At 64.4% G+C, this 22,162-nt stretch carries 11 protein-coding genes; 9 read left to right on the forward strand and 2 right to left on the reverse strand.

The window, feature by feature from the left end:
• The first annotated feature begins 25 nt into the window (after window positions 1-25).
• Window positions 26-11,902 (forward strand): filamentous haemagglutinin family protein, encoded by an 11,877-nt coding sequence (locus JQ573_RS08720; RefSeq protein WP_212310844.1) that lies wholly within the window; start codon window positions 26-28, stop codon window positions 11,900-11,902.
• A gap of 105 nt (window positions 11,903-12,007) precedes the next feature.
• Here the strand turns inward: JQ573_RS08720 and JQ573_RS08725 are convergent, their stop codons facing one another.
• Together JQ573_RS08725 and JQ573_RS08730 are read right to left on the reverse strand one after the other, a co-directional pair.
• On the reverse strand, window positions 12,008-12,595 hold the full coding sequence (locus tag JQ573_RS08725) for an ANTAR domain-containing response regulator (RefSeq protein ID WP_212310843.1): 588 nt from the start codon (window positions 12,593-12,595) through the stop codon (window positions 12,008-12,010).
• Window positions 12,592-13,755, reverse strand: coding sequence for a transporter substrate-binding domain-containing protein (locus tag JQ573_RS08730; protein WP_212310842.1), 1,164 nt, complete (start codon window positions 13,753-13,755; stop codon window positions 12,592-12,594). The genes JQ573_RS08725 and JQ573_RS08730 overlap by 4 nt, the downstream gene beginning before the upstream one ends.
• Window positions 13,756-14,173: 418 nt before the next feature.
• Here JQ573_RS08730 and JQ573_RS08735 point away from each other — a divergent pair, with 418 nt between their 5' ends.
• The 8 genes from JQ573_RS08735 to JQ573_RS08770 all read left to right on the forward strand — a co-directional run bounded on the left by JQ573_RS08735 (window position 14,174) and on the right by JQ573_RS08770 (window position 22,154).
• Complete coding sequence (locus JQ573_RS08735) at window positions 14,174-15,574, forward strand: amidase (protein WP_212310841.1); 1,401 nt, start codon at window positions 14,174-14,176, stop codon at window positions 15,572-15,574.
• A 16-nt stretch (window positions 15,575-15,590) separates the two neighbouring features.
• Entirely contained in the window at window positions 15,591-16,586 is a 996-nt protein-coding gene (locus tag JQ573_RS08740) for an acetamidase/formamidase family protein (RefSeq protein ID WP_212310840.1), read from the forward strand.
• Window positions 16,587-16,643: 57 nt separating this feature from the next.
• Window positions 16,644-17,858, forward strand: a complete 1,215-nt coding sequence (locus JQ573_RS08745; RefSeq protein WP_212310839.1) for an urea ABC transporter substrate-binding protein — start codon at window positions 16,644-16,646, stop codon at window positions 17,856-17,858.
• A gap of 94 nt (window positions 17,859-17,952) precedes the next feature.
• Window positions 17,953-18,819, forward strand: a complete 867-nt coding sequence (locus JQ573_RS08750) for an ABC transporter permease subunit (RefSeq protein ID WP_212310838.1) — start codon at window positions 17,953-17,955, stop codon at window positions 18,817-18,819.
• A 13-nt stretch (window positions 18,820-18,832) separates the two neighbouring features.
• Window positions 18,833-19,906 carry a branched-chain amino acid ABC transporter permease gene (locus JQ573_RS08755; RefSeq protein WP_212310837.1) on the forward strand — a complete coding sequence of 358 codons (1,074 nt, stop codon included), beginning with the start codon at window positions 18,833-18,835 and terminating at the stop codon, window positions 19,904-19,906.
• Window positions 19,907-19,909: 3 nt separating this feature from the next.
• On the forward strand, window positions 19,910-20,629 hold the full coding sequence (locus JQ573_RS08760) for an ABC transporter ATP-binding protein (protein WP_212310836.1): 720 nt from the start codon (window positions 19,910-19,912) through the stop codon (window positions 20,627-20,629).
• Entirely contained in the window at window positions 20,619-21,329 is a 711-nt protein-coding gene (locus JQ573_RS08765; RefSeq protein WP_212310835.1) for an ABC transporter ATP-binding protein, read from the forward strand. The genes JQ573_RS08760 and JQ573_RS08765 overlap by 11 nt, the downstream gene beginning before the upstream one ends.
• A gap of 63 nt (window positions 21,330-21,392) precedes the next feature.
• Complete coding sequence (locus JQ573_RS08770; protein WP_212310834.1) at window positions 21,393-22,154, forward strand: SDR family NAD(P)-dependent oxidoreductase; 762 nt, start codon at window positions 21,393-21,395, stop codon at window positions 22,152-22,154.
• Window positions 22,155-22,162 lie beyond the last annotated feature (8 nt).

Genomic DNA, 22,162 nt, shown 5'->3' on the forward strand with positions numbered 1-22,162 from the left:
TACATTGTTTGGCAGCGTCAGCGTCGTGGCACTTCTCGCCAACACGCCGGTGGTCGCGCGCCCGTTTGGATCGAGCTGGACGGTGTCACCGTCAGCCGCGGCGATGGCGGCGTCGCAGTCGGCAGCGCAGGACGCGGCAGCAGCCGCCAAGCAAGGCCAGGATGCGATGGCGCGGGCCACGCGCGCCATCCAGGCGATCCAGGGCCTGCAGAACGCGGCGCGCGCCGCGGCGCAGACCTCGCAGCGTTCGGTGACGCTGCCGCAGGTCGCGGTGCCCAACGGCCTTGCGCCCGGCGGCCTGCAGGTAGCGCCGGGATGGCAGGGCGCGAATGCGCCGACGCAGGCGATCGATGCCGCCGGCCAGACCCAGGTCGGCATCGCGCAGACCAGGGCGCAGGCGATCCTCAACTGGAATTCATTCAACGTCGGCGCGCGCACTACGCTGACCTTCGACCAGCAAGGCAATGCGAACTGGGTGGCGCTCAACCGCGTCGTCGGCAGCACGGCGCCGAGCCAGATTCTCGGCAACATCAAGGCGGACGGCTCGGTCTATGTGATCAACCAGAACGGCATCATCTTCGGCGGTGCGAGCCAGGTGAATGTCGGCTCGCTGATCGCCTCGACCGCCAACATCACCGACACCCAATTCCTGCGCAATGGCATCTACTCGCAGCAGGCGAGTGGCCAATACGTGCCGAGCTTCACCGATGCCCGCGGCGCGGTGAAGGTCGAGGCCGGCGCGCTGATCTCGACCAACGCACCGTCCTCGGTGACGCAGGGGGGCGGCTTCGTCCTGCTGATGGGAACCGAGGTGAGCAATGCCGGCTCGATCAGCGCGCCGCGAGGCCAAGTGCAGCTCGCTGCCGGCAACGACTTTCTGCTGCGGCCGGGTTACAGCACGGATGCCAACCAGGCCTCGACCACACGCGGCAACGAAATCTCGCCGATCGTGCGCGACGCGATCGCGGCTGTCGGCAATTCCGGCCTGATCTTCGCCCAGCAAGGCGACATCACGCTTGCGGGCCGCGGCATCATCCAGGGCGGGGTGCTTGTCGCTACGACCTCGGTCAACACCCGCGGCACCATCCATCTCCTGAACGCAGCGTCCGATGCCGCGGGCAGCATCACGCTTGCCAGTGGCAGCCTGACCGCGATCCTGCCCGAGCTCGACAGCAGCGACACCGCGCTCGACAGCCAACGCGGCCAGTTGGTCGCCGATTCCAAGGCCTTCACCCACGCCCCGGTCGCCAACGCCCAGTTCGATAATCTTTCGCAGCTCGCCGACCGGCTCGACCAGGGACGTATCGAGATCGTCAGCGGCGGCAGCGTCAACTTCAAGGACGGCTCGACCACGCAGGCGCAAGGCGGCCAGGTGGCGGTCAGCGCCGGCCGCCGCGTCTTCGCCGAGAGCGGGTCGATCATCGACGTCTCGGGCGTGCGCGGCGTGCTGCTGCCGATGTCGACCAACAACCTCCTGATCAACGTGCAAGGCAACGAGCTGCGCGACTCGCCCGCCAATCGTGATCGGGACAATCTGAAGAACGCGGACGTCTGGATCGACGCGCGCGATCTGGTGCTGGTGCCGGCGGGCACCGGTGGCTATGCGACCGACCGCTACTATACGCCGGGTGGCCTGCTCGAGGTCTCGGGATATCTCGCCAATACCGCCCACCGGATCGGCGAGTGGGCCGCGGTCGGCGGTACCGTCACGCTGTCGGCGCAGGAAGTCGTCGCGCAGCAGGGGGCGGTGTTCGACGTCTCCGGCGGCTCGATCAGCTATCAGGGCGGCTACATCCGCACCACCAATTTCCTTGGCGCGGACGGCCGTCTCTACAGCGTCAACCAGGCACGCGCCGATATGCAGTTCTACGGCTTCGGCGCGGGCTTCATTCGCGAGCACAAGCTCGGCGGCAAGGTTGCACCGAATCTGACCGAGGTCTGGACCAGCCCGTTCGGCAAGGGCCGCGTGACCACCCGCTGGGAGGACGGCTACACCATCGGCCGTGACGCCGGCTCTCTCGTCCTGTCCACGCCGACGGCAGTGTTCGAAGCTGATATCGTCGCTGATGTCGTCACCGGCTCACGCCAGACGACGGCGCGGCCGGACGGCACCACCGACGGCTACAAGCTGTCTCAGAACGTCGCGCCGCTCCAGGGCAAGCTCGCGCTCGGTGGCTATTCGGGGCTTGGCCTCACCAGTGCATCCGCCGCGCAGGTCATCTTCGGCCGCACGCCTGAGATCACTGATGCGCTGAACGCCACGTCGGCCTTGCCCGACGATCGGATCGGGACTGCATTGTTCAATTCGGACGCGCTCAATGCCGCCAGGCTGGGCGGTCTCAGTGTTGCGAGCAGCAAGGAAATCCTGGTCGAGGCGCCGCTCGAGCTTGCTCCTGGCGCGCAGGTGACCTTCATGGCGCCGCATGTGGAGATCGGCGCGAACCTCACGGCGCATGGTGGCAGCGTGACGCTGACCAATCTCATGCACGCCGTGTTCGGCCAGGGGCAGAACGAGCTATGGTGGGCGCTCAACGCTGCGAACGGCAATTCGCAGGTCACGATCGGCCAGAACGTCGCCGTCGATCTCAGCGGGTTGTGGAGCAACGAGCTGACCGGCACCGATGGATCCGGCCGGGCGCATCTGGATGGCGGCAATTTCACCGTTTCGACCACGGGCGGCATCACGCTTGCGAGCGGGTCGCTCATCGATGTATCGTCGGGGGGCGCCATCCTGGTGAATGGCAAGACACAGGGCGGCAAGGGCGGCAATGTCAGTCTCGTCGCCAATGACTATTCGCATCTAGCCTGGACCCAGTTCTTCACCAATCCGCTCATCCTCGACGGCACCATTCGCGCTTACGGCTTCGGTGGCGGTGGCACGCTGACGCTGAACGCCGGCCAGGAGATATCGATCGGCGAAGCCGTGGCCGATGCGTTGGTGCTCGATCCGGCGATCTTCCAGTCCGGCTTCACGGCCTACAACATCAGCAGCAACACGGGCATCCGGATCGGCGAAGGCGCCCGTGTGGACGCCGAGGTGCCGGTCTATCGCTTCACCCCGCGCAGCTTCATCATGCCCAGCGGGAGCCTCGTCACGGACGCCGCGGACCTCTGGACGCCTCCCAAATTCACGATCAATTCCTTCACGCGCAGCGCCACGCGGCGCGTCGGCGCCGATCTGACCTTCTGGAGCCTGCATGATTTCACGCTGGCGAAGGGCGCGTCGATCGACGTCGATCCGGGGCGTTCGGTCTCGATCTTCGCCAATCGGCAGACTGTCATCGATGGTGCGATCAGAGCACCCGCCGGCAATATCCTGATCACGAGCCTGCAGGACGCCCCCGGCGACACCCGCTACAATATGGGTTACGGCGAGTTCGGCCTGACCCGTTCGTTCTGGATCGGCGATGATGCGGTGCTGGATGTTTCCGCGCGTGATGCGGTGGGACGCGACGACCGCGGGATCTCCTATGCAGCTGTGCCGGACGGCGGCACGATCCGCATCGGCGGGACGGGGGCGTTGGATCCCAAATATCCCGTCGTCAGCGATGCCTTCGTGATCGTTCGCCCGGGTGCGCTGATCGACGCGTCGGGTGCTTCTGCGGTCGTCGATGTGCAAAGCGGTAACGGTTATCTCCCGACGCTTGCCGCGAGCGATGGTGGGACGATCTCGCTCTATTCCAGCTTTGGTATGGTGCTCGACGGCACCTTGCGCGCAGCGGCCGGCGGCAGCGGCGCGTCGGGCGGCGCGCTGAACCTGACCATGTCGTGGCGCGGCTATATCGTCGGGCAGCCGAATGCAAGTGCGCCCTACGCCAGCGGCGATCTGCCTGAGGCGTTTCAGAGGTCGCGCGATATCACGCTCGTGCAAAACGCAGCGGGCAGCGGTCTAAACACTGATCTGTCGCCCGGTCAGGCCGATCCGGCCCTGCAATTCGGGCGGACGGTCATTGGGGTCAACCAGGTCCAGAAGGGGGGCTTCGGCTCGCTCGCGCTCTATACGCGCGATCTTCTCATCTTTGACGGCAATGTGGACCTCGGCCTCTCGCGCAGCCTTCGGCTGTCGAGCGGCGTCATCGCTGCGGCAGCCGGCACGCCAGACAGCGCCATCGTCTTGTCCGCGCCTTATGTCCGTCTTGATGGCGTCTACAACGCCGCAGATGCGCAGACGGCCGTGGGCTATGCTCCCGGGATCAACGATCTTCACGTCCGGAACCAGGCCGTGGGCGGCAGCTTCACCGTCGCAGGCAACTTGATCGACGTTTACGGCTCTGTCCTGTTCGGAGCCACTGGCTCGCAGGGCAGTGGGGCGCTAGATCTCGGTCTCGGACGTCCTGTCAGCATTCCGTTCGATGCCCGCGGCTTTCATCAGGTCGCGTTGCAGAGCAGTGGCGATATCCGGTTCGGCAATGGCGGGCTCGATGTCGAGAATCTCGCGCTGACCGCCGACCAGATCTATCCGTTGAGCGGCGCGGTTGCCACGATCGCGGTTGGGCTCCGTCCGAACGGAGCAAATGTCGCCTATGATCCGGACGCCCGTCTCGTTATCCGCCGCAACGACGACCAGACGCCGGCGGTACCGGCTTCGGTGTTCGGCGACCTGATTTTTGTTGCCGGCAATATCGACCAGGGTGGCGTGCTTCGCGCGCCGCTGGGGCGCATTTGGCTCAACAATGATACCGGGCCATCCAGCGCGCGGATCGTCTTTCGCAGCGGAAGCATCACCTCCGCGAGCGCAGCCGGCTTGATCATGCCGTTTGGCGGCACCTCGGATGGCATCACCTATCAAGGCGCGGACGGCACGCTGCACAATCTGGCGAGCGCGTTCTATGACGATCATTCGAGCAATGTAAGGATCGCCAGCGGCGTTTCGATCAATGCCGCATCCGTTGTGGGTGAGCCGGGCTCGGTGCTCGATCTCTCCGGCGGCGGCACGCTCACCGGCGCGGGCTTCATCTCCGGCCGTGGCGGTTCGGTCGATGTGTTGAAGACCGCGCTCGTCAACGCCAATCCGGTCAACAGCTACAGCGCCGCGGGCAACAAGGTCTACGCCATCCTGCCTGGCTACGCCGCCGACTACGCGCCGGTGATCGCATCCAATGGCGCCGGTGATCCGGCGATCGGCCAGCAGATCACGCTTCCTTCGGGTGCGCCAGGATTGCCCGCGGGCACCTATACGCTGCTCCCCTCGAGCTACGCGCTGTTGCCTGGCGGTTATCGCGTCGAGCTCGGCGCGACTGGAACGACCATGATGGCGCCCGTGACCGCGGGCAATGGCTCGGTGGTCACGTCAGGCTATCTCGGCGTTGCCAACGCCGGAATCAGGGACACGCTGCCGACGCGGGTGATCCTGACCTCCGGCCAGACCACGCGGCTTTATTCGCAGTATAACGAGACCGGCTATGCCGATTTCGAGCGCGCGCGGGCCGCCCAGTTCGCTGGCTTCCGGTATCGTCTGCCGGAAGACGGCAAGGTCCTCGTATTCAATCTTTTCCCGTCGCCGGACAATACGAAATCGCTGTCCTTCGCCGGCACCGCGCTGTTCGACGGCGCCAAAGGCGGCGTTGACGGCACGCTGGTCATCAGGCCGCGCGATTCGTCGGGTTACGGCGTGCTCGACATCACGGCGCCGGGGACCGCATCGATAGCGGGTCATACGTCAATTTCGAGCGACGACATCAATGCCTTCAAGGCATCGACGGTGTTGCTGGGCGGCGCGAGCGTGTACTCCGAGGTCGATAATCCCGGGGCCGGTGCCAACATTTATTTTGACGGAGGCGCGACCACGGCCGTCAACCTGCTCGATGGCGCCACGATACGTGCGGGCCAGGTGTTCCTGATCGGCAAGACGGTCAACATGGCGGGCGGCGCGACCATCGACACGCGCGGACTGAGCAGCAACGTAATCGATTCCACGTTGGGCTACTTCTACGCCAACATATCTCCCGACTCGACTGCAAACCCTGCCTATAGTCCGGCTGTGCTCGCGGTCGCCAATGGCCGGTTCCAATTCCTGGATGCCGTCGGGCCCGGCAACATCAGCATCGCGAGCGGTGCCTCGTTGCTCACGGACGGCAGCGTGGTGCTGGCTGCGCCGGGCGGGCTCTCGATGGGTGACGTCAATTTCGGCGCGCGTTACCTCAACGTCACGCAGGAGCAGATCAATGTCGGCACCGCGGCCGCGCTTGCCGCGGCGCAGGCCGCAGGCCAACTGCCGTCGGGCTGGAATCTCACCCAGAGTGTGCTCGACAAGCTGCTGCGGCCGTCGACGACTGCCGGCAGCCCGACGCTCGAGCAACTCATCATCACGGCAAGCGGCGCCTTCAATCTGATCGGCAGTGTCGACCTCGACGCCACGCGCCGGGGCGGCGCCTCCTCCGATTCCCTCAAATTCGTTCTCAATACACCGGCGATATATGGCCTCGGCTCCGCGGGCGACACCGCCGGCATCACAGCCGACACGCTGGTCTGGAACGGCATTCGCACGGGCAACGGCAGCACGACGAGCCCTTACGGCAGCCAGACGCCAGCCACTATCCTGCCCGGCGGGCCCGGCACGGGATCGGGGCATCTCGCCATCACCGCCAGCGAGATTCTGTTCGGCTACGACGCCTCGCTGAGCAAGCCGACCGATGGCGCAGCGCTGAACCGCATTGCGCTTGGCTTCTCCGATGTCACGTTGACGGCTACGAAGCGCATCACCGCGAACAGCAACGGCACGCTGAAGGTGGGGCTCAGCCAGGACAGCACCGGCGCGTTGCAGGGCGGTGCGCTCACCATTGCGGCCCCGCTGATCACGGCGAGCGGCGGGGCTACGCTCGACGTCAGCGCGGGCGCGGCCTTGCGTCTGGTCGCACCAGTGGGGGCCGCGCCCGCCGACACGCGTGGCGTGACGGATCTCGGCGGCACGCTCTCCTTCACCGGAGACAGTGTATTTGTCGACACCGCATTCGCTTTGCCGTCCGGCAAGCTGACGCTGAATGCGACGCACGACGTCGTGCTCGGCGCAAACGCCACCGTCGACCTGTCGGGCCGCGGCATCGCCTTCTTCGACGTCACCAAGTACAGCTGGGGCGGCGATCTCATCCTGAACTCCGCCAACGGCAATATCGTCCAGAATGCGGGTTCGGTGATCGATGTCTCGGCCGTGAACAATGCGGCGGGCTCGATCGCGGCCAAGGCGATTGACGCCGCACATGGCCAGGTTTGGTTCGGCGGCACGCTCAAGGGATCGTCGACGGGCGATTACGACAGCGGCCAGTTCACGGTCGCAGCGCAGAATTTCGGCGATTTCGCCGCGTTGAATGCCAAGCTCAACGATGCCGGTTTCTTCGGCGCCCGCAGCTTCGATCTCCGCCAAGGCAGCCTAGTCGTCGGCGATGGCGTGAAGGCGCGCTATGTGGCGGTCTCGGTCGATCAAGGCAGCCTCACCGTCGCGGGCAGGATCGACGCGAGCGGGACGAAGCCCGGCGCCATCCGCCTGTCCGCGCGCGATGATCTCAGGCTCAGCTCGAATGCCGTGCTCGACGTCCATGGCAATGTGCTTTGGATCGACAGCTACGGCGCGCCGATCGAAGCCAACAACACCGCGCATGTCGAACTCACCACCACGCACGGCACCATGACGCTGGCCGCGGGCGCGACCATCGACATGACGTCGCCGGATGGCGTGCAGCGCGGCAGGCTCGAGCTCAACGCGCCGCGCCGCGGCGGCATCGGCGGAGATGGTGCCGGCGCCAGCGATATCGCAATCGACGCGCGCGGGCAGCTCAATATTCGCGGCGCCGGCAGCATTGCGATGAACGGCTTCCGCACCTACGACCTTCCGGGCGGCAGCGTCATCGATCAGGCCTATCTCGATGGTCTGCACGACGACAGTACGGCATTCATCAACGCAGCGCTCCAGAATGGCGACTTGCAGAACCGCCTGGCCGGGCTTGCGGCCTATGGTTCTGCCTTCCATCTGCGGCCCGGCGTTGCCATCACCTCAAGCGGTGATCTGTCGACGAAGGGCGATCTCGATTTCTCCGGCTACCGCTATGGACCAAACGCCGATCCGGTCGTGCGCGGCTCCGGCGAGCCGGGCGTGCTTGTGGTCCGTGCCGCCAGCGATCTCAAGATCAACGGCAGCATCACGGACGGCTTCGCACCGCCGCCGGCGTCGCCTGACGCGGTGACCGTGATTGCTTCCGGCACGCTGCCGGCCGCCTACACCGTTCGGACCGATGGTGTCGTCCTCGGCAGCGGTTCGGCCATTCCGAGCAACGGCACAATCAACATGGAGCTGAATCTCACCGACGGAAGGGTCAGACAGAGCCCGAACGCCGCAAATCCGCTCCCTGTCGCGATTACCTTGTCGCAGGACTTCACTGTGAAAGGAGCCAACGTTCAGACCAGGAAGCTGAATGGCGGGCGTATCATCACGCCGGGAAAAACCTACAATCCCGGTGATACGCTTTTGACTGGCACAGTATTTCCGGCCGGCACCGTATTCGAAAAAGGCGTTTATTTTACCGGGCCGGTCTTCATCAACTCTGCCCTTTCCAACAATCTGGTTCTTCAGCCTGTGAAGCTGCCGGCGGGGGCCAGCCTTTACCTGTTTCTTGGGTACACGTTCACTGCCGATACGCCTCTGGCAAAGGGCACGATGCTGCCGGCCGGGATGACGAACGTCAATCTGACCGGGCCGGGCGATCGCGAGATCTGGGCGATCTCCCCGATGCTCGCTCCGGGAACGCAATCCTGGTCGATGCGCCTTGTGGGCGGCGCCGATCTTGCCAGCCCCGACAGCCGCATGTTGCAGACGGCGCCCGCGCTCGCCGGTTCGGGCAATGTCGTGTTGAGTGATCCGTTCAACATCACGATCAACAAGCCGACGACATCAGGCGTCAGCGTCGTGCGGACCGGGACGGGCGATCTCGAAATTCTGGCCGGCGGCAATTACGATCAACAGACACCGTTTGGCGTTTACACGGCCGGCACCGCCATCTTGGGGACCGGTACCGCAGCGAACGAGCCTTACAATGTCGGCCGAGGCACGTTGTCCGACGGCACGGTGCTTGGTTCAGCAAACGCAGCCTATCAGGCGACGCTCGGCGCGGAGCGGATGTATTACCCCGAACATGGCGGCGATTTCCTGCTTGTCGCGCAAGGCGACGTCAAGGGAACACTGTCGAAGCGCACGACCGAGATCGGGTCCTGGCTGTGGCGTCAGGGTGGCTCGGAGATCGGCCAGCGAACCGCCTGGGGCGTCAATTTCGGTAGCTATACGTTTGATCCGGCGCTCAACAACGGCACGCTGGCCTTGAATCTCTCCGCTTTCTCCGGGCTCGGCACGCTCGGTGGCGGCAATGTCACGGTGCAAGCCGGGGGCACGATGGGTGACGCAGGCCGGGGCGTCGTCATCGCCGTTGGCGGCAGCGGCCGTGTGATGGCCGACGGCAGCCTTGTGCAGACCGGTGGCGGCACGCTGTCGGTGAAGGCCGGCGAGATCGGCACCGGCGGCAATCAGTTCGTCGATCTGCGTGGACGGATGGATATCGCCACGGGAGACTTCGGCAGCCTCACCGCGTCAAACGTTCGGGTCGATGGCGGGTCGGATCCACGGCCGATCAACCCGCTGATACCCTATTCCATGACCACGCTGAGTGGTGGCGATTTCGCGCCGGGCGACAGTGCGATCGATATCCGCGCGCGTGGCGACCTGGCGGTGGGAACCATTCTCGATCCGGGGCGCGTCGGCACCACCGGTCTCACCGCCGCCGGCAATGGCGATGAGGGAGCGAGCTGGTTCACGCTGTGGACCGGGGGGACCACCGCACTCAACATGATGGCCGCCGGTGGTTCGCTCTCGCCGGGTAGCGGCTCGGCCATCTCGCGCTTCCTGCCCTCGATCGTGCGGGCGGTCGCCGCGAACGGAAACATCTACGGCCTTGGCGGGGGAATGCTGCTGCCGTCACCGAACGGTGCGTTCGAGGTTCTCGCGCAAGGATCGATCTTCGGCAACACACTCGAGACCGGTCTCCTGACGACGCCGACGTCGGCTCTGGCAACGCCGTTCAGGCCCGGCTGGGCGAGCTTGACGAATGGACTGAGTATCACTGCGTCCAACTACTGGGGCGACTACAATGCGCTAAGCGATCAAATCAACGGCGCGCAAACCGTTTATTCTTACGACACCGGCGGACAGCCCTTCGTCTTCGATGCGAACACGGTGAAGGACAGGGCCGTGCCGGCCCAAAGCGATCCGTCGCGCATCTATGCAGTGAACGGCGATATCACGAGCGTCACCTATGGCCGGATTCTGACAACAAGCCGGTTCGTCGCTGGCGCGAGCGTCTATAGCGTGACTTATCAGGCAGCAAGGCCGCTGCAGATGCTTGCGGGTGGTGACATCGTCGATACGATGGGCCTGATCCTGCACAGCGATCAGAACGATGTGTCGACGATCGCGGCCGGCGGCAGCATCATCTATGCAGGCTGGCGGGGACTCCAGTCCGCGGCGAAGGGAGGCTGGGCGATTGCCGGCCCGGGCACGCTCGAAATCACGGCCGCTGGGAATATCTACCAGGGGTCAACGGCGACGGTCGAAAGCATCGGAGCGCTTGCCGCCGGCGACAACCGGCCCGGCGCTGGTGTCGTCATGCAGGCCGGCGTCGGTGCGGGCGAGATCGGCATCGGACAGGTGGACTGGTCCGGCTTTGCCAAGCTCTATCTTGATCCACACAATCTTGCGGGCGCGGGGCCGATCGCCGACCAGCCCGGCAAGGTGGCCAAGACCTATGGAGACGAGCTCTACGATTGGCTGAAGCAACGCACCGGTTACAGTGGGGCCAAGGCCGATGCGCTCGGCTACTTCCTCACGCTGCCGGATGCGCAGCAGCGCGTCTTCCTGCGCCAGGTTTACTACGCCGAGCTGACCGCGGGTGGGCGCGAGTACAACGAAGTCGGCGGCCCGCGCGCCGGCTCCTATTTGCGCGGGCGGGAGGCGATCGCCGCGCTGTTCCCGAATGATGCCGCCTATCGTGGCGACATCACGATGTTCACCGCGACGACCGGTACGCCGGGCAAGCCGAATTACGCCATTCAAAGCGGCTTTGTTCACACCGATTTCGGTGGCGACATCCAGTTCCTGACACCGGGCGGTGGCGTCACGATCGGCACCGAAGGCCTGCTGCCGGGCGCCGATGCGGGCCTCATCACGCAAGGCGCGGGCAACATCCAGATCTATTCGCAGAACAGCGTGCTGATGGGCCTGTCGCGCATCATGACCACGTTCGGCGGCAATATCGTCATCTGGTCGGCGGAGGGCGACATCAATGCCGGCCGCGGCGCCAAGACCACGGTGATCTATACGCCGCCCAAACGCACCTACGACAACTACGGCAACATCACGATATCGCCTGTGACGCCGTCCAGCGGCGCCGGTATCGCAACATTGCAACCGATCCCGGAGGTGACGCGTGGAACCGTCGATCTGATCGCGCCGCTCGGCACCGTCGATGCGGGCGAGGCTGGAATCCGCGCGTCGAGCTTCGTCAACATCGCGGCATTGCATATCGTCAACGCCGCCAACATTCAGGCGCAGGGTGGTGTGATCGGTGTGCCGCAGGTGCAGGCGCCCAACATGGGCGCCTTGAGCGAAGCCTCGAACACGGCGGGCGCCGCTGCCAAGCAGGCGGCCGTGCCGCCGCCGCAGACAAACGAGCAGCCTTCCGTCATCATCGTCGAAGTGCTCGGCTATGGCGGTGGCGACGGTGGCGAAGAGCAAAAGCGGCGCAGCAACGACAAGCAAAGCCAATACGATCCGAACAGCGCCTTCCAATTGATCGGCGATGGCCAATTGACCGCGGAGCAGTTGAAGAAGCTGACGCCGGATGAGCGCCGTCAGGTCGCGAACTAGAGCGTTTTCGAGCGAAGTGGGTACCGGTTCGCGTGAAGAAAACGCGTCAAGACAAGAATCCAGCCTGCGCGGCGGCCGCTGCGACTTGGCTTGAGCGATGCTGGTCTAGCCCGCCGCGCGGGGCAGGGAGCCGTTTGCCGTGATCTCGGCCGAGAGCTCCTCGATCGTCTTGCGCTGCTCCATGGCGGCGCGCCGGATCAGCGCAAAGGCGGCCGGCTCGGCGAGTGCGTGCGTGTGCATGACCTGGAGGACGGCGGCGAGCACGACGCGGCGGGATCGAAGACGCTGTTCGAGTTTGAGCACCTGCTGCTTCAACTCGTTGGTGCGCTCGCTTCGCTCGAAGGCGAGGACCAGTGCGGCATAGATGCCGGCCGAGCGCAGCGGCTTGACCAGGAACGAGGCCGGATCGAGGTCGAGCACCAGCTTCAGGCGGCTCGGCGTCTCGGTGCCGAGCAGGGCGATGACCGGGCTCCGTCCAAGCACCGTGCGCTGTGCCGGCGAGGTGAGCGGCAGGAATTCGTCGTCGATCAGCGTCACGTCCGGCCGGCAGTCGATTTTGGCGCCGCCATCCCATGTGACGATGTCGATCCCGAGACGCTCGAACTGGCGCCTGACGATGGTGGCGTCACGCTCGTCCTTGATGGCGACGAGCGCCTTGCGCCCGCGCAGCGAAAATGACGACGGCTTGCTCATTTCACAACCCGCAAATGCGGCGCATTCGGCAACGTTCCATCCCTTGCGGGGCCGGCGGCGATGTCGAGCTGCGTCAGATAGGGATCCGGTTTAACCGGAGCTTCAGCTTCCCAGAAGATGTCAAACTGTCCGTCGGCGTTGGAGACGGCGAGCCGCGGCGTCAAGACGCAGTGGTTGTTGCTGCCGTCGATCCAGACCGGGCCTTGCGGCGAATTGTAGCGGTGGCCGGCCGCGGCGCGCCGCACCTCACCGATATCGGACGTGCCGGCGCGTTGTAGCGCGCGGGCCAGCAGATAGACCGCGACATAGGCGGATTGCCCGTCCACCGACGGGCTGCTGTGCTCGCCGTGACGTGCCTTCCAGCGCGCGACGAAGGCCTGGTTCTCGGGCAGGCGAATGCTTTCGAAATAGGCCGACGATGTGATGCAGCCGGCCGATGCGGGACCTGCGATCTTGAGCTCGGGCTCACACAGGCTGCAGCTCAGCATCGGGATGTCGAGACCCGCCGCGGTGGTCGCGGCATGAAACGCACGGATGAAATCATAACTCGAACTGCCGACCAGCGTGTTGAAGACAACCGGCGGCCGGCGCCGCACGATCTCGTCGACGATATGCGTGACCGCGCTCTCACCGAGTTCGAGCAGGCGTTCCGCGAGAATCCGTCCCCGCGCCGCCGTCACCAGCTCGCGGGTGACGCGATTGGTTTCCCAGGTCCAGACATAGTTGGAGCCGACGCAGAAGATCTCGCGCGACAGATTGTCGAGCACGTAGCGCACCAGCGGCAGCACGTTGTGATTGGGCGAGGCGCCGACATAGATGACGTTGTCGGAGCATTCGAACCCCTCGTAGCGTGCCGGATACCAGAGCAGGCGGTCGGTGCGCTCGACGATCGGGAGCACCTGTTTGCGGGAGGCCGAGGTGTAGCAGCCGATGATGTGCTCGACCCCGACATTGCGAATGAGATCGTCGCAGACCGTATGATATTCCGAAATGACGCCGCGGGGATCGCGGACATGCGCCGATATTGCGAAGTCGAACTCGTCCTGCTCGTTGATCTCGTCGACCGCCATCATGGCGCTCTTCAGGATCTCGCGCCCCATGGCCTGATAGGGCCCGTGCTGCGAGCAGATAATGCCAACGGGAATGGACGGCTTTGTCATCGACGACTTTCAGTGCAACTCATGCAGGAAACCATCTTCGCAGAGGCCAGTGCAAGTGGTCATGCCGATTTGCTGCGCAGCACCTCGCGAAATTTGTGCAGCCAGCCTCGTTGACAACGCGCTGCACATCTCCTTAGAATTTTCTCCTACAGGGCTTCCTGTCGAACCTTGCGTGCGTCGATTTGGCCGATGACGTCCCGATCGCCGCGCAGAGTGCTCCGTTCGATCCCGGACCCACGCGATAGTTCATAGCCGCGGCATTTGGGCCATTCGTCACCTTCGTTTGGAGGGGCGGGTGGCTTTTTGCTTTTGCCGCCAAACAAATTGGCGACACATCCGTGTCGCCAGGCCGGAGGCGCGTGCGCGGTGATGGGCAGTGCCTGCGCTTGCGTCGTGCCAAGTGCGGGGATGAGAAACGATGCCGACGACGGATATTCACTATCTCGGGCTCATTGAGGTCGGGCAGCAAATCCAGGCCAGGAAACTCTCGCCGGTCGAGGTGACCAAGGCGATGCTCGGGCGGATCGAGCAGCTCGACGACCAGCTCAAGAGCTACGCCCATGTGATGGACGACGCAGCGCTCGCCCAAGCCGCGGCAGCCGAAAAGGAGATCGCGTCCGGCAAGATCAAGGGGCCGCTGCACGGCGTGCCGATCGCAGTCAAGGATTTGTGCTGGGTCAAGGGCGCGCCGGCCGCGCACGGCATGACCATTCATCGCGACTTCCGTCCGAGTGAGGATGCCACTGTGGTCGCGCGGCTGAAGGATGCCGGCGCTGTCATCCTCGGCAAGCTGCAGCAGACCGAGGGTGCCTATGCCGATCATCACCCGAAGATCGATCCGCCGAAGAATCCGTGGAATGCCGATCTGTGGTCCGGCGCATCGTCGAGCGGTTCCGGCGTCGCCACCGCGGCGGGGCTTTGCTTCGGTTCGCTTGGAACCGACACGGGCGGGTCGATCCGCTTTCCCTCAGCCGCCAACGGCATCACCGGGCTGAAGCCGACCTGGGGCCGCGTCAGCCGTTACGGTGCTTTCGAGCTCGCCGCAACTCTGGATCACATCGGTCCGATGACGCGCAGCGCGGCCGATTGCGGCGCGATCCTCGCCGTGATCGCAGGCCAGGATCCGAAGGACACCACGTCCGTGCCGCTATCCGTGCCGGACTATCTCGCTGGCTTGTCCGGAGACTTGCGCGGCGTGACGATCGGGGTCGATCGGCGCTGGACCAGCGAGGGCACCGACGAGGCTGCCGGCAAGGTGCTCAGCGAAGGTCTGCGGGTTGCCGCTGATCTCGGCGCGAAGATCAAGGAGATTACGTTCCCAGATCCGAAGGCGGTCATCGAAGACTGGTTCCCGCTGTGCGGCATTGAAGTCGCCGTCGCGCACGAAGAAACCTATCCGGCGCGCAAGGAGGAATACGGTCCGGCGCTTGCCGGCCTGCTCGATCTCGGCCGGACGCAGTCCGGCATGGACTATCAGAAGATCGTGCTGCGGCGCGAGGCGTTTCGCGGCGCCGTGCGGCTGCTGTTCGAGACGGTCGATCTCATCGCGGTCCCGGCCCAGGCGTTCGCTGCGCCGACATTGGCCAAGATGGCGGCACTCGGTGAGGACCCGTCGCTGATCACGGGGCTGCTGCGCTTCACCTGTCCGTTCGACATGACCGGCAGCCCGACCGTGACGCTTCCCGGCGGCTTTGCGCCGAACGGCGGTCCGGTCGCCTTCCAGTTTGTCGGCCGTCATTTCGACGAGGCAAGTCTCGTCCGTGTGGGCGATGCCTTCCAGCGCGTCACCGACTGGCACAAGCGCCATCCCGCGATTTGAGTTGAGGAGCGTTCGCATGACCGAAGACTGGTTGAAGAGTTCCATCATGGCCAAGCGGGCCGTCGCCAAGGGCGCGACGGGCACGACCCATAGTTTGACGATCGAGCAACAGGGCCGCTTCCATTACGTCTATGGACCCTATGCCGAGCCGACCCTGTTGATCGATCCGGGCGGGGTGGTCGTCGTCGAGACCGAGGACGCCTTCGGCGGCGTGCTCACCAGCGAGACCGACAGCCCCACGGCGAAGCTGAACTTCCCCTACCTGAACCCGCAATGCGGGCCGATCGCGGTCAAGGGCGCCAGGAAGGGCGATTGCCTCGCTGTCTATATTCGCGACGTCGAGACCCGCGGCGCGCAGCCGGCCGGAACGACCTGCATCATTCCGGAGTTCGGCGGCCTGGTCGGAACGGCATCCACGGCGCTGCTCAATCCGCCGCTGCCGGAGCGCGTCAAGAAGCTGCATGTCGATCGCAACGGCGTGCGCTGGAACGACAAGATCACGCTGCCGTATGAGCCGTTCATCGGCACGATCGGCGTGTCGCCCGAGATCGAGGCGATCTCCTCGCTGCAGCCCGACTATCACGGCGGCAACATGGACCTGCCCGACGTCGCGCCTGGCTCGATCATCTATTTTCCGGTGCATACCGAAGGCGGGCTGCTCTATGTCGGCGACTGCCACGCCACGCAGGGCGACGGCGAGCTCTCGGGCGTCGCGCTCGAGCAGCGCGCCACCGTGACGCTGCAGATCGATCTGATCAAGAACTGGAGCTTCGCCTGGCCGCGGCTCGAGACGCGCGACTTCATCATGACGATCGGCAGCGCGCGGCCGCTCGAGGACGCGGCACGGATTGCCTATCGCGAGCTCGTGCGCTGGATGAGCGCGGACTACGGCTTCGACGAGATCGACGCCTACATGCTGCTCAGCCAGGCCGGCCGCATGCGGCTCGGCAACATGGTCGACCCCAAATACACGATGGGGGCGTCGATCCTGAAGAATTACCTCAAGGCGTGACTTCCACATCTTTCAACGACAAGGAACATCGCGATGAATTCGGGGCGTATAGTCGGAATGGCTTTGCTTGGTGCCGTGCTCGGGACGGCTGTCATTGGTGCTGCCCAGGCGGCCGACCCGCCATTGAAGGTCGGCTTGCTGGAGGACGTCTCCGGCGATCTGGCATTCATGGGCTTGCCGAAGCTGCATGGATCGCAGCTGGCGGTCGAGGAGATCAACAAGAGCGGCGGCATTCTCGGCCGCCAGATCGAGCTGATTCACCTTGATCCCCAAGGTGACAATGCCCGCTACCAGGAGTTCGGCCGCCGCCTGCTCAACCGCGACAAGGTCGACGTGCTGATCGGCGGCATCACCTCTGCCTCACGCGAGGCATTGCGTCCGATCGTCGATCGCACCACCACGCCGTATTTCTACACGAACCAGTATGAAGGCGGCGTCTGCGATGCCTCCATGGTCAGCATGGGTGCGGTGCCGGAGCAGCAGTTCTCGACGCTGATCCCCTGGATGGTCCAGAAGTTCGGCAAGAAGGTCTACGTCATCGCAGCAGACTATAATTTCGGCCAGATCTCCGCGGAGTGGAACCGCAAGATCATGAAGGACCTCGGCGGCGAGGTCGTGGGCGAGGAGTTCATCCCGCTCGGCGTATCGCAATTCGCGCAGACGATCCAGAACATCCAGAAGGCGAAGCCGGATTGGCTGCTGACGATCAATGTCGGTGCCGCGCAGGACTCGTTCTTCGAGCAGGCGGCCGCCGCCAACCTCAATTTGCCGATGGGGTCCTCGATCAAGGTCATGCTCGGCTTCGAGCACAAGCGGTTCAAGCCGCCGGCGCTCAACAACATGCATGCGACCGCCAACTGGTTCGAGGAGATCGACACGCCCGAAGCCAACGACTTCAAGAAGCGCTGGCACGCCAAGTTCCCCGACGAGCTCTACATCAACGACATGGGCTACAATGCCTATAACGCGCTTTACATGTACAAGGCGTTGGTCGAGAAGGCGAAGTCGACCAAGCTCGATGACATGCGCAAGGTGATTGCGACCGGTGATGCCTGCATCGACGCCCCCGAGGGCAAGGTCTGCATCGATCCGAAGAGCCAGCATACGTCGCACCGCATGCGCCTGATCTCGGTCGGGCCCAAGCACGAGGTGACCGTCGAGAAGGACTACGGGACGATCCAGCCTTACTGGCTCGGCGAGATCGGCTGCGACCTCACCAAGAAGAACGACAAGGACCAGTACACGCCGAGTCATCTTCCCAACAAATCGTGATGCAAGCGGGCACGAATCTTGCTCGTGTTTTGCATTACGGCCTTGAAGCGAACCGGCGCCGCAATGATGCGGCGCCGTGATCACGGAGAGTGGAATGTCGGCTGAACTCTTCTCGCTATTCTATCAATTCGCCGACGTCTTCGCGTTCCTGATCCTGTCGGCGGCGGGCCTTGCCATCGTGTTCGGCATGATGGGCGTGATCAACATGGCGCATGGCGAGTTCATCATGTGCGGGGCCTATGTGACGGTCGGGCTCGTGAATCTCGGCGTGCCGCTCCCGATCGCCCAGATCCTGGCCGCCCTGACCGCGGGCATCATCGGCATGATCGTCGAGTACCTCGTCGTGCGGCGCTTCTACAAGCGTCCGCTGGATTCCCTGCTTGCCACCTGGGGCCTCAGCCTGATCGTGACGCAGTCGATGCTGCTGATCGTAGGCTCCGCGGTGCGCGGCATCGGCACGCCGGAAGGAAGTTTTGCGATCGGCGGCTACACGTTCTCGACCTATCGCCTCGTGCTGTTCGGCTCTGCGGTGGCGGTGCTGGCCGGGCTCTACATCATCTTCATGAAGACGCGCTTTGGCGTGATCGCGCGCGCCACGATGCAGAATGCGGCAATGGCGAAGGCGCTCGGCGCGCGCACGGGGCGCATCTATTCCATCAGCTTCGGGATCGGCACGGCGCTCGCAGGGCTCTGCGGCGCGCTCTACGCGCCGACCATGACGCTGATCCCGACCATGGGCGCGACTTTCGTGGTCGAGAGCTTTGTCACTGTCGTGATCGGCGGTGCCAATGTCCTGCTCGGAACCGCGCCGGCCGCGGTGTTCCTGGCGATGATCAGGATGGCGCTGAATGCCAGCTATGGGCAAATCATCGGGCAGATCGGCATGCTGTTTGCTGTCATCCTGATCATACGGGTGCTGCCTGAAGGGCTATCCAGCGTGCTGGTTCGTCGTGGGCGCTAGACGGGAATTTCTGATGTTGAAGCTGCTCGACGGTCCGCAGACGCTCGGACGCGGAAAGATCTTCTGGTCCTGCTTTGTTGCCGTGCTGGCGGGCGCGTTGATCTATCCGCTGTTCGCCGACTCCTATGATGTCGGCAACTTTGCCTACTTCCTGATCTGGATATTCATGGCGCTCGGCCTCTGCCTGATGTGGGGCTACGGCGGCATGCTGTCGTTCGGCCAGACCTTCTTCTTCGGCATCGCAGGCTACGGCTATGGCGTGCTCGCCATCAACATGGGCGGAGGAACGGCCACGATTGCAGCACTCGTGCTCTCCGTTGTCATCGCGATGATGGCGGCAGGGGTCCTCGGCTATTTCATGATCTGGGGTGGGATTAGCGGGATCTTCTTCGGCATCGTGACGCTGTCGGCAACGCTGGTGCTGGCCTTCTTCCTCGGGCAGACGGCAGGACCGGAATGGCATATCGGTCCGGCCCGGCTCAACGGCTTCAACGGCATGAAGGGAATGGATCCGCTCACGGTCGGGAGCTTCGATATCGAGGGATCGGCGCTCTATTACCTCATGATCGCACTGATCGTGATCGTCTACGTCGCGCTGCGCATGCTGGTGAACTCGAGCGTCGGCAATGTGATCGTGGCGACGCGGGAAAATCCGCAGCGCGCCGAGATGCTCGGCTACGACGTCCGCAAGTATCAGCTCCTGACGTTCGTGATCGGCAGCGGCCTCGCGGGCCTCAGCGGCGGGCTGTACACGTCCTGGGGGCAGTTCATCACGCCGTCCAGCATCGGCCTGCCAGCGGCCGCGATGCCGATCGTGTGGGTGGCGTTCTCCGGACGCAATGATCTGACCGCGACCCTGGTCGGATCGTTCCTGCTGCTGTTCGGCTTCCAGACCATCACGGTCTACAGCCAGCAGGCAGCGCTGGTGCTGATGGGTGTCCTCCTGCTCGCCACCGTGATGCTGGCGCCGCAGGGCTTTGTCCTTGGCATCGGCAAGCTTGTTGTCGACTGGTGGACCAGGCGTCGGCGGCGCGACGAGGCCCCCGCGCTGGCGGATGCCGGCCGCCTGCAATCGGATGAGACCTGAACCATGGCGCTGGTCGATGTAAAAGGCGTCTCCAAGCGCTTCGGCGGATTGACCGCCGTCTCCGAGGTCGACCTGACGGTCAATGCCGGCGAAGTTCACTGTCTGATCGGGCCCAACGGGGCCGGGAAGAGCACGCTGTTCAAGCTGATCGTCGGCCTCTATCCACCGACCACCGGCAGCATCTTCTTCGACACCGTCGATATCACCGCGGAGCGACCCTACGCGCGGGTGCAGCGCGGCATGAGCATCAAGATGCAGGCGCCGAGCGTGTTCAAGGAGTTGCCGGTGCGGCAGAACATCCAGATCGCGCTGCAGGAGCGGCTTTCGGGCGCGGAATGCCGGGCTGAGGAGGAACGGCTGCTGGCGCTGCTCAATCTGGCTGATGATAGCGGCAAGCTCGCCGGTGCGCTGTCGCATGGCCAGCAGCAATGGCTGGAGATCGGGATGGCGCTGGCGTTGCAGCCGCAGCTTCTGCTGCTGGACGAGCCGACCGCCGGCATGTCGCCGGAAGAGACCTACAAGACCGGCGAACTGATCAAGTCGTTCAACGCCGAGGGCATGACGGTTCTGGTCGTCGAGCACGACATGGCGTTCGTGCGTCAGGTCGCCCAGCGCGTCACCGTTCTGCATCTTGGCAAGATCTTCGCGCGCGGCAGTCTCGAGGCCATTCTGGAGGACGAGAAGGTCGCGGAAATCTACTTGGGTAAGACCCATGCCCACTGATCGCATTCTGGACGTATCGGGACTTTGGGCGGGCTACGGCGCGACGCCGATCCTGCAGGGCGTCAGCATGCAGGTCTCGCGCGGCGAGATCGTCGGCGTGATCGGCCGCAATGGCGTCGGCAAGTCGACCCTGATGCGCTGCCTGATCGGCCTGCTGCAGACCTGGCGCGGTACCATCACCTTCATGGATCAGGATGTCACGCAGCTCGAGGCCGATGCGCGGGCGCGCGCCGGCTTCGGCTACATCCCGCAGGGCCGCGACGTGTTTCCGCAAATGAGCGTCGAGGAGAACCTGCAGGTCGGCGAGCTGATCGGCGGGCCCGACGGAAAGAAGCTGCCGGAGCTGGTCTATACGTATTTTCCGCGCTTGAAGGAGCGCCGGCGGCAGATCGCAGGCACCATGTCGGGCGGCGAGCAGCAGCAGCTCGCGATCGGCCGCGCGCTGATCGGCAATCCGTCGCTGATGATCCTCGACGAGCCGTCCGAGGGCATCCAGCCATCGATCGTGCAGCACATCTGCGAGGCGCTGCAATCGTTCCGCGCCGAGCTCGGCACCACGATCATCTTCGTCGAGCAGAATCTCGACACCATCCTGGCGATCGCCCAGCGTTGCTACATCATGGAAAAGGGCAAGATCACGCGATCGCTGGCCGGCGAGGAGGTCAACGCGGACAATGTTCGCGCGCAGCTGCTGCTTTGATCGGCTACGCCATGTGGTGAGAAAGTGCGGGTTCAACAATCGATAACAACGGAGGGAATGGATATGGATCTGGGACTCAAGGGCGCAAAGGTTCTCGTGACAGGCAGCACCAAGGGAATCGGCCGCGCGATCGCCGACACATTCGCGGCCGAGGGTGCCAATGTCGGCATCTGCGCGCGCAACCAGGCGGATGTCGACGCTGCGGTGACCGCGATCAAGGCCAAGGGCGTTGCGGCGTTCGGCGGTGCGGTCGACGTCTCGAATGGGCCGGCGCTGAAGGCCTGGGTTGCCGACATGGCGTCGAAGCTCGGCGGCATCGACGTTGTCGTCGCCAATGTCAGCGCGCTGTCGATCGGGCAGGATGAGGAGAGCTGGGAGAAGGAATTCTCCACCGACATGATGGGGACGGTGCGGCTCGTCAACGCCGCGATGCCGTATCTCGAGAAGAGCGCAGCGGCGGCGATCGTCACCATCTCCAGCGTTTCGGGGCGCGAGGTCGATTTTGCCAGCGGTCCTTACGGTACGTTCAAGGCTGCGATCATCCACTACACGCAGGGGCTGGCCTACCAGCTCGCGGCGAAGGGCATCCGCGCCAATTCGGTGTCGCCGGGCAACACCTATTTCGAGGGCGGCGTCTGGAACATGATCAAGGACGGCAATCCCGAACTGTACAAGACCGCGTTGGCGCTCAACCCGACCGGCCGGATGGGCACGCCGCAGGAGATGGCAAACGCCGCGGTGTTCCTGGCGAGCAAGGCGGCGAGCTTCATCACGGGGACCAATCTCGTCGTGGACGGCGCGTTGACGCGCGGTGTTCAGTTCTAGCCGGGGCG

It is taken from the genome of Bradyrhizobium sp. AUGA SZCCT0105 (assembly GCF_018129565.1).
Lineage (GTDB): Bacteria > Pseudomonadota > Alphaproteobacteria > Rhizobiales > Xanthobacteraceae > Bradyrhizobium.